The 2,491-nt window shown below is 32.7% G+C and carries 2 protein-coding genes; both read left to right on the forward strand.

What is annotated here, in order from left to right; genetic code table 11:
- A partial coding sequence (porZ, locus tag ABWP60_RS09485; RefSeq protein ID WP_353151773.1) for a type IX secretion system anionic LPS delivery protein PorZ occupies positions 1 to 1,742 on the forward strand: 1,742 nt, incomplete at its 5' end.
- Positions 1,742 to 2,455 carry a DNA repair protein RecO gene (recO, locus tag ABWP60_RS09490; protein ID WP_353151775.1) on the forward strand — a complete coding sequence of 238 codons (714 nt, stop codon included), beginning with the start codon at positions 1,742 to 1,744 and terminating at the stop codon, positions 2,453 to 2,455. The genes porZ and recO, both read left to right, overlap by 1 nt.
- The last annotated feature ends 36 nt before the right edge of the window (positions 2,456 to 2,491 follow it).

Below are 2,491 nucleotides of genomic sequence, written 5' to 3' on the forward strand. Positions count from 1 at the left end.
CAGTAACCCGAACACAAGGCATAAAAAAAGCAAGTGTAACCAATCCTTTTTTATATGATTTTTCGCAATGGTCAGTTTTTAACTCGTTAAATTGGTTAAGTATTGTTACGTTTAGCAATCAATTAGTTGCTATGAACACTAATGGAATTACTTATAAATTTTCTGGTAATATTGCAGTTCCTTTTTCGCAACAGGTAACAAATGGGTTAAAACTTAGAACCGATTCCATTTATTTAACAATTACCAACCAGTGGCAAATTTTACTTTATAATCAAAATTTTACATTGGTAAATAATATTTATCAAGTGCCTAACTTCCCGGATTCGTTTACTTGCGCCCTTACTAAAAACGAAAAATTATATGTTGGGACCACTAAAAACGGATTGTTTGAAACCACTTGTTCTAATTCTGTTGTTTTTACAAACATATCACCAAACGGGCCTATTGAAGATTTAGCTTTTAAAGTAACCAAAACCAAAACCGATATATGGTTAACTCACGGGAGTTATGATAAAACATATACACCAGATAATAAATTACAAGGAATTAGTATTTTTAATACCAATACGGGCTGGACTAAAATTCCAAACACCGGAGTAGCAGGTGCTGTTACGCTGGCAGCAATAGTAGAAAACCCAAGAAATAATAGTGAAGTTTTTATAGCTTCTGGACAAAGCGGATTATTAAAATTTACAAATAAAACCAACCCTTTTTTATTCAATCAAACCAATTTTTTAGAATCGGTAACGCTACCGCCACCAAACCAAAACTATGTTTCGGTGAGAATTAACGGAATGAAATATGATAAAGAAGGCAATTTATGGCTCACAAACGCATTAGTTAACAATGGATTAAAAGTATTAAAAAGCAATAATACTTGGCAGTCGTATAATTTAAGCGCGGTAATTCAAAACTCTACAGCATTACATTATGGCAACATAGACATCGATAAAAATGGCACAAAATGGACGGCAACGTATGCCGGCGGGGTACTTGCTTTTAATGAAAAATACAATAATAAATTCATAATCATTAATGAAGAAAATGGAAATTTACCAAACAATGACGTGCGATGCGTGGCTGTGGATAATAAAAACCAACTTTGGATTGGAACGTTTAAAGGATTAAGAATTTTAAATAGCGTAGATAGATTTATTTCCGAAACAGCACTAACAACAACAAATATTGTCATTCAGGATGGCGATTTGGCACAAGAATTATTTTACCAACAAGTAATTCAAGATATTAAAGTAGATGGCGCCAACAACAAATGGGTAGCAATTGCTGATGCTGGCGTTTTTCAGGTTAGTTCAAATGGACAAACAACTTTACGAAGATTTACAAAAGAAAACTCGCCTTTACCAAGCAATAATGTGTTGGATATCGAAATTGATGAGGTTTCAGGCGAAGTGTTTTTTGCTACAGATAAAGGACTAGTTTCCTTTTTAGGAGCGGCCACAAAAGGAGACGATGATTTACAAAACGTATACATATATCCAAATCCGGTACGCCCTGAATATTCAGGAACAGTAAAAATATCTGGATTGATGGACAAAGTCAATTTAAAAATCACAGACATTGAAGGAAATTTGGTTTTTGAAACAACCTCTTCTGGCGGAACCGTAGAATGGGATACCACAGCGTTTGGAAAATACAAAGTAGCGTCGGGCGTATATATGGTTTTTGTTTCTTCTAGCGATGCAGCTGAAACTACAGTAAAAAAAATAATGGTAATTAGATAATGCAAATAAAAACCAAAGCCATTGTTTTAAGTACCATTAAGTACCAAGAAAAAAGTTTAATTGTTAAATGTTTTACGCAATCAGATGGGTTAAAATCGTATTTCATAGCCAGTGCTTTTTCTTCAAAAAAATCCAATCAAAAAATAGCGTATTTTCAGCCTTTAACTATTTTAGATATTGAAGCCAATCATAAAAATAAAGGCACCTTAGAGCATTTTAAAGAAGTAAAACTCGCGTATAATTATCAAAATATAAATACAGATATTGTAAAAAGCGCAATGGTTTTTTTCTTGTCAGAAGTAGTGCATAACAGTGTTTTTGAAGAAGAAAAAAACGAGGATTTATTTTTATTTTTAAAAACGTCTTTGTTATGGTTAGATGCGAATGATTCGGTTTCAAATTTCCATCTCATTTTCCTTTTAGAACTCACCAAATTTTTAGGGTTTTATCCACAAATACAAGAAACAGATTTTGCTTATTTTGAAATGATTGACGGTGTTTTTTCACACTTTCAAGGCACAAGCTGTTTAAATGAACACGAAACAAAGTTGCTTAAAAAAACCTTGCAATTAAAATATGACGACAATCAAAAAGTGTTTGCAGGGGTAGAGCGTCAAATAGTATTAAAAATTCTTTTGGATTATTATGCCATTCACTTAGATGGCTTCAAAAAACCAAAATCGTTAGAGGTCTTAAAAGAAGTTTTTTCTTAACCTACAACTTTTGCCTTATACCTTTTGCCTTTTCTC

Source organism: Flavobacterium sp. (assembly GCF_040402895.1).
Classification (GTDB): Bacteria; Bacteroidota; Bacteroidia; order Flavobacteriales; family Flavobacteriaceae; genus Flavobacterium.